Source organism: Aetokthonos hydrillicola CCALA 1050 (assembly GCF_017591665.1).
Taxonomy (GTDB): domain Bacteria; phylum Cyanobacteriota; class Cyanobacteriia; order Cyanobacteriales; family Nostocaceae; genus Aetokthonos; species Aetokthonos hydrillicola.
Window position 1 is genome coordinate 1 of the sequence record NZ_JAAKGC010000176.1, and the last position, 6932, is coordinate 6932.

General features: G+C 41.3%; 7 protein-coding genes and 1 riboswitch. Of the genes, 5 read left to right on the forward strand and 2 right to left on the reverse strand.

What is annotated here, in order from left to right:
• From G4P69_RS34640 to G4P69_RS34660, 5 genes are all read left to right on the forward strand, one after another.
• Nucleotides 1-371 (forward strand): FAD-dependent oxidoreductase (locus G4P69_RS34640; protein ID WP_208354448.1); only part of this gene is annotated, 371 nt, incomplete at its 5' end.
• Nucleotides 372-502: 131 nt separating this feature from the next.
• Nucleotides 503-1387 carry a sterol desaturase family protein gene (locus G4P69_RS34645; protein ID WP_208354450.1) on the forward strand — a complete coding sequence of 295 codons (885 nt, stop codon included), beginning with the start codon at nt 503-505 and terminating at the stop codon, nt 1385-1387.
• A gap of 415 nt (nt 1388-1802) precedes the next feature.
• Nucleotides 1803-2468: a TMEM175 family protein gene (locus G4P69_RS34650; protein ID WP_208338469.1), complete on the forward strand. Its 666-nt coding sequence runs from the start codon at nt 1803-1805 to the stop codon at nt 2466-2468.
• Between the two features lie 70 nt (nt 2469-2538).
• Nucleotides 2539-3072 carry an AI-2E family transporter gene (locus G4P69_RS34655; protein WP_208338467.1) on the forward strand — a complete coding sequence of 178 codons (534 nt, stop codon included), beginning with the start codon at nt 2539-2541 and terminating at the stop codon, nt 3070-3072.
• Between the two features lie 519 nt (nt 3073-3591).
• A riboswitch (cyclic di-AMP (ydaO/yuaA leader) is annotated at nt 3592-3774 on the forward strand.
• 193 nt (nt 3775-3967) lie between these two features.
• Nucleotides 3968-4165: a helix-turn-helix domain-containing protein gene (locus tag G4P69_RS34660; RefSeq protein WP_208338465.1), complete on the forward strand. Its 198-nt coding sequence runs from the start codon at nt 3968-3970 to the stop codon at nt 4163-4165.
• Nucleotides 4166-4187: 22 nt separating this feature from the next.
• Here G4P69_RS34660 and G4P69_RS34665 read toward each other — a convergent pair whose 3' ends face one another.
• Both G4P69_RS34665 and G4P69_RS34670 read right to left on the reverse strand, forming a co-directional pair.
• Nucleotides 4188-5870 (reverse strand): efflux RND transporter periplasmic adaptor subunit, encoded by a 1683-nt coding sequence (locus tag G4P69_RS34665; protein WP_208338463.1) that lies wholly within the window; start codon nt 5868-5870, stop codon nt 4188-4190.
• A 215-nt stretch (nt 5871-6085) separates the two neighbouring features.
• Entirely contained in the window at nt 6086-6802 is a 717-nt protein-coding gene (locus G4P69_RS34670; protein WP_243902073.1) for a DUF305 domain-containing protein, read from the reverse strand.
• Nucleotides 6803-6932: the final 130 nt, after the last annotated feature.

Genomic DNA, 6932 nt, shown 5'->3' on the forward strand with positions numbered 1-6932 from the left:
AGTCAAAGCATGGAGTAATTTCGATTCTGTTTGGCGGCGAGCCATCGATCCGATTAGATGATGCGAGCAAGGCCGAACGCGACCAAATCATTCTCGATCAGGTGGCCTATGCCCTGGGCGACCTCGGTCGTCATCCCGTAGAAATGGTGGTTCAACAGTGGGTAAATGAACATTGGTCGCAAGGTGGGGCCTGCTCCTATATGACGACTGGAACCCTCACAACGATCGGCGATCGCCTCTGGCAACCCTGTGGCCGGATTTATTGGGCTGGCACCCACTTATCGCGCGTCTGGCGAGGCTACATGGAAGGGGCTTGTGCGGCGGGCGAAGCAGCAGCGAATGCCGTGTTGGCCGCGTGGGCATGTAGCTAAATACTTGCCTAGTCTGGATTTGAGCTTTTCAGGACTAAACGTGAGTAATTCTCAGATTTCGCTTGACAAACATGAGCAGTCGTCATATTATAAAAACATGAGCAAAACTCAAACAATTTAACAAACACCTAATGGAGTCACCAATCATGCTTGAGAACCTTTTGAATACTGATGATTTGAACTTTTTATCTTACTTAGATTCGCTTGGGGACTTTGCATTATTCAGTACAGCCCTCCCGGCGATCGCGATTTACTTCCTGGTTACGGTTCCCTTCTTCCTAGTGTTCTGGGTGTGGTACAAAAAAGAATTTCAAGCCCGACGAATTCAGCAAAAGCAACGCAGTTATGAAAAACAATGGTGGAAAGAAATCCGCCAGTCTATTGTGTCTATTCTCATTTTCACAGTGATTGACGCGGGTGTTTACATCGCTCAACAGCATGGTCTGACCAGTATTTATCAGGACATCGGACAGTATGGAATTCCCTACCTGTTATTCAGTGTGGTGCTGATGATCTTTTTACAAGATACGTATTTCTACTGGGCACATCGGTTGATGCACTGGAAACCGCTTTACAAGTTTACGCACAAAGTTCACCACGATAGTATTGATGTCAGCCCGTTCACAGCCTATTCTTTCCATCCTGTTGAAACGATCGTCGAAGGCTTACCCAGTGCAATTTTCTCCTTCCTCTTGCCAGTGCATTTCTCGGCTTTGATTGGCTACCAAGCAGTATCACTGGTGTTGAATGTAATCGGTCATTTAGGCTATGAAATTATTCCTCAAAGCTGGACAACGCATTGGCTCTTGAAATGGAAAACGCCTTCGACTCACCACAACATGCATCACACCCATGTGAACGGTAACTACGGGCTATACTTCCGCTATTGGGATGTGTGGATGGGGACTGAGTTTAAGGAATATCCTCAGACACTGGAAGCCGTTTATGCTCGTATGAACGACAGCAAGCAAGAGTCTACTGCTGGTCAAGAATCTGTAAAGGCGGGAAGTGTATAGCGTTGCTGGGTCATGTACATGACTCGCCAAGATTGGTTGAAAGTTCCCCACCACTCATTCTCAACAATATTAATTTTCTGTTGAGTAAACTACCCACACTGGACAGTACAGTGTGGGCTTTTATTATTTCTGATTGTCTGTCACATAGCAGGGAATAGGAAATAGAGTACAAAGCCTTTTTCTATCAGTGTTCATTAGTGCGTAAAATGTTTTAATTTATACTTAAATCTAGCAAAAATAAATAAACGAGGATTACTCATATTTTGGCTTGACAAATATGAATAATGCTCATAATATAGAAATATGAGCTTAACTCACATAAATAGCCAACTTCAAGAACTCGGGGATCTATTGATTCTAAAGTTTGAATTGGTATGCAATATGATTCCTCTAATGTTGTAAAGGAGATGAAAGGATGAAGGAATTAATAGAGCAAGATAAGATTATTCAAAGCAATCAAAATAATTCCGAAAACATTTTGTCTTTGGCACGTTTGAGTGATTCTATTTTTGCCTTTGCAATGGCTTTAATGGTAATTGCCTTTGACTTACCAGAAGATGTTAAAGCAATGACGGATGGTGATATCAATGCATTTTTGTTTAGTCAGTTAAAGCCATTAGGAACTTATGCTATCACCTTTATTTTAGTTGCAACTTATTGGATTTCCCATTCCCGCCAGTTCAAATATCTGCGGAGAACTGATGGAACCCATCTGTGGATTTCTCTAGGGTACTTAATGGTGTTATTTTTAGTGCCTTTATCTAATGATTTAGTCATTACTTTTCCAGATAATTTTCTGGCCAAAGTTTGGTTTAGTTTAAATATTGCTGTAATTGGGTTTATTTCTTGGATAAATTGGTCTTATGCGACAGGCGATCGCAAATTAGTAGATAGTGACTTGGATGAGGCGACAATTCGCTCAATGAAAATCAAAGCTTTAATTGAACCGATATGTGCATTGATTTCCATTGGTGTGGCATATCTTAACCAAGAGTTATGGGACTATTTTTGGGTTTTGCTCTTCTTTGCCTATTCTCCGTTGGAACATTATTTAAATAAATCGAGTGAATTGTTGCGGTAAATCTATTGAATGCAAAATAGTAGAGTTTTTATCCTGTACTCAAAAAGTAGATGAATACCATCGGACAATTATGGAAAAACCACATTGGTATTTGAAGGTGCTTGGTGTTTCTCCAGATTTTCAGAAACCTTGGAATATCCAATTACCATCTCTGATTCAGCAGAGTTTCCAGAATTATTTTGCTGGACAAGCAACTTTGGCAATGATTGAAAGTACTGCACTCATAGCTTTATTCCTAGTGTTTCAAATCCCCTTCGGACTATTATTTGGTTTGGTGATTGGGATGGCCAGCTTTATACCTTTTGGTGGAACCGTTATAGTATCCCTAATTCTTCCCATACTTGCTATCCAAAATATTTGGTTAGCAGTTAAGTTATTAGTAATAGCGGTGTTGGTAGGACAGATTAACGAAACTATTGTTGTACCTCGTCTAATGGGTCAAATAACTGGTGTAAATCCTGCTGTCATCTTTATTTCTTTGTTGTGTGGTGCAAAATTAGGTGGGGTGTTAGGGATTCTGCTGGCTATACCCCTAACCAGCTTCTTGAAAAGATTTGCAGACTCCTTTCTTACCACCAGAGAGTTAAGGGTTGCTACACCATAGAAGATACTCAAGTATAAAACAAGTCAATTTTTTCTCCCCGAATGCTCATCTAGTAAGTAGCTAGATGAGAAGTGACTTTGCAGGTAACTTAAGCTGAAACGCTTCATTTCTGCTACCAGTCGCTGTCGAAACGGTTGCTCTTGACTGAGGGAAATTTTATTAAAAACCATTTGTTTAAAACGTAAATCAAAAAAACACGGTTTATTCTTATGGCATAAATGTTTTATGCAAGAGTTCTAAGCTTTGCTGGCAACTGGAAGTAAACCTCTTCCCGACTTGAAAGTTGCGGTGCAATGCACCTATGCGATTATCTTTGCTTATCCTTTGGAACTGTAGCAGAGGACGACTATTTTAGAATTCAGTAGCATTACGGTTGTAGGGCTAGCAAAGTAAGGATAAAGACCTAATTTTTCAAGAAATTTAGACGAAAAACGATAATTGAGAAACTTGACATCAGTAGTGATACTAGGTTAATTTAAATAAGCATAAATCAGTCTGCCTAATCTACGACTCACCCTAAAAAATTTGTTGCCTGGGGTTAGTCAAGAGCGGAGGAACCAAATTTGGGGCTTATTTCTAATATAAAGTGAAGACTAAAAGTTATGAAAAATTAACTTCAATGTCAAGGCTCACCGAGTTAGAGAAGAACATCTCTCAGTTCTAGCCCGTCAGCTAACTTCGTAGGCATTGAGAGGAGATTGAACGAGTAGCATGGCTGATAAAAAATGCCTTGCTCTTGTCAGTATCCTTGGCTGGTAACTTTGCGCTTCGTTGTGCCTGCTGTGGCTCGTCAAGCAAGGATAATAGTAACTTTCTGTCTGGCTAGTTAGGCAGGGTTATTTGCTGTACTCAAATACAATCAGTGTGTTAGGTTGTGGATATGAGAAAAGTAGAAATGAAACCATACTCGCTCGACTTACGTCTGAGGATAATTGATTCGTATGTAGAAGGTGGACTATCAAAACGTCAGCTAGCACAAAAATTTCCAGTAGCTATAAGCTTTATTGAAAAACTGCTCAAACGATATACAGAAACTGGAAGTATATCGCCTAAAGTTAGTAAACAACAAACTCCAACGAAGTTCAATCAATAGTAATCGAATCCTAGCTGGGTTTTTACTGTTCAGTGTTGTTACGTATGACTGTAACTTTCAAATCGTCGTGAGGCACGTGATGGTTATCATCCCACGGTGAAGAGTTTGGGGTTGTTACAGAAGTATCAGGAGATCCTTGTGGTACAGAAGCAAGTGCTCCTGATACTGGAACTTGAGGTTTACTACGACGACCTGCCACGAAAGCAACACTAGCAATAAAAGCCCCTCCTGCGGCTCCGACTAACCATAGCGGTACTGGTAAGTTTAGTGTTTTAGCTTCCGTCGCTTTCAAAGGAGCTTGCGTGTGTTCGTCTTCTTTTAGCTTGTTACCACCCCGCAAAGACTGAGCATAAAGTTGAGGGGCTCGCACAGTAACTACCATATCCCCCTCAAATAACCCGCTTTTGACCTCAACCATATCCCCAGAGGTTTGACCTAAGCTAACTTCAACTGGCTGGTAAGCATTGCCACTTTGCACATAAACAACTTTTTTCCCATTAGCGTCTACCACAGCTGCATTGGGAATTGCTAAGATTGCCGATGATGTTTTATCCGTCAAAACTTCTAGTTCTGCAAACATTCCAGGCTTGAGTACTCCGTTTGGGTTATCTATTTGGGCTTTCACAGGTATAACCCGTGTTTCACCTTCAACCACTGACCCAATTACGGCAATTCTTCCCGTGAAAGTGCGGTTAGCTACAGAAGTGACTTTCACGCTTACCTTTTGACCCTTCCTTACCTTACTTAAATCTTTTTCAAAAATATTCGCTGTAGCAAAAACCTGAGTGTCATTCACTATCGTCATTAATTTGCCACCCGCATCCTTAAATGCTTGGCCAATAGTAGCTTCTCTGTCGGCGACTTTACCGTCAATTGGAGATGTTACAGTTACTAGTCCTTTAGTATTGGCGCGGGTTCCCAGTTGAGAAAGTCGGGTTTGATAGGCAGTGTTACTGAGTTGGAGCTTTGATTTGGCTAGCTCAACAGATGATTGGGCGGTTTTGAGTTTATTCTCAGCGTCTATCAGATCCTTGCGGCTCTCGGCTGTAACTAGTTTTGCTTTAGCTTCTGCTAGCTGGGTTTGAGATTCGAGGGCAGTACGACGAGGGATAGCGCCAGCATTCATTAACTGCTTATCCTTATCATACTTTTCTTGTGCATATCCTACTTGGCTCTGTGCTTGGGCTATTTCAGCAGCGTCTATTTGTAAATATTTCTGATAGTTCTGTTGTGCTTGCTTTAAATCAGCTTGCGCCTTTTTCAAATCAGCTTGCGCCTCTGCCCGTTTTGTTAAGGAATCAACACGCAGTGTTACTAAATCAGGGCTAGTTACAACAGCAACTGGTTGCCCTTTTTTTACAACTGCACCAGGTTCTACTAACAGATCAATCACCTGTGACTCGGAAATTGGGCTGGTCACTTCTACTCGGTAGCTAGGCAGGGTTTCAATCTGTCCAGTAGTTTTAATCCCAATTGCTAACTGCTGTTGTTTAACTGGTTCGACTTTAATTCCTAAGCGTCGAGCGGTTTGGGGATCAACTTGAATAGAGTGACTGCTTTGAGTGGCTTCGCTCTCTCCTTGAAACTCGTTTCCATGCCCACCGTGGGCTAACACCACTGTGGGAAAGGACAGTACAAAAAGCAACAGGAATGTTCTAGAAACAGAACGAATTACGATAGATTGCTTGGAATAGGAGTTAGGCATTGCTATCAAAAGTCCTTAAGTACTGACGAGCAGGCATTGCTGCTTTCTAGCTATATATGCACTTATTACTTAGTTTCCTATTTGCGAATGAAATTAAGATGAAATCGGATTTTGGCTACTCTTTAAATAACTCTGCGCCCAGATGAAATTCCCACTGGAATCTTCACTCTGGGTAACAACTTTATTTATAGTTGGCTTTTTGAGAACGTACTAACTTACTTTTTATACCACTCTTGTCGCCATTGCTTCATCTGTTTAATTTCTTTCTGTTGAGAGGTGATAATATCTTGAGCGAGTTTCTTAATTTCTGGGTGCTTGGACTTAGTTAAGGCATCTTGAGCCATTGTAACAGCCCCTTCATGGTGAGGAATCATCGCGTCGATAAAACGCAGATCAAACTCAGCATCAGCTGATCCTAAGTCCCTGCTCATCATCATGCCTTTCATTTGTTCTGAGGTCATTTCCATCATGTGACCCATTTGGGTATTATAAGCCATAGGCTTATCTCCTGCTGTAGGATACCAAGCTTGTCGCCACTGTTTCATCTGGGAAATTTCTTTGTTTTGAGCTTTAATGATGTCGTTTGCTAACTTTTTAAATTGAGGACGTTTAGAATTTTGTACGGCAACTTTAGCCATTTCCACAGCACCTTGATGGTGCGGAATCATCGCATCAATGAACCGCAAATCGTAGTTAGCATCGGCTGGACCTAAATCCATTGCCATATTATGATTCATCATGCCACCGCCATGATTCATGCCACCGTGATCCATCTGCTTGTCGCCAACAGTGGTTGCAGTGGGGTTCCCGACTTTGTTTTGGCTTTGTGCTGAACTAGAACAGCCTGTAACAACGCCGCCAAGGGAAGCGATCACCACAAAAGTAAAGGCTAAAAAGCCATTTCTCAAACCTAGGAATTGCATAACTATCATCTAAAAATTTCCTGATTTTATTCTAAATACTCTAGTTAACTGGAGAGTCAACGCATCTAGTTATATTACTTGATGTTTTCATCGCGACTGCTACACTTACTATTTAGCTTTGCAGCTAGAGATGAAATTG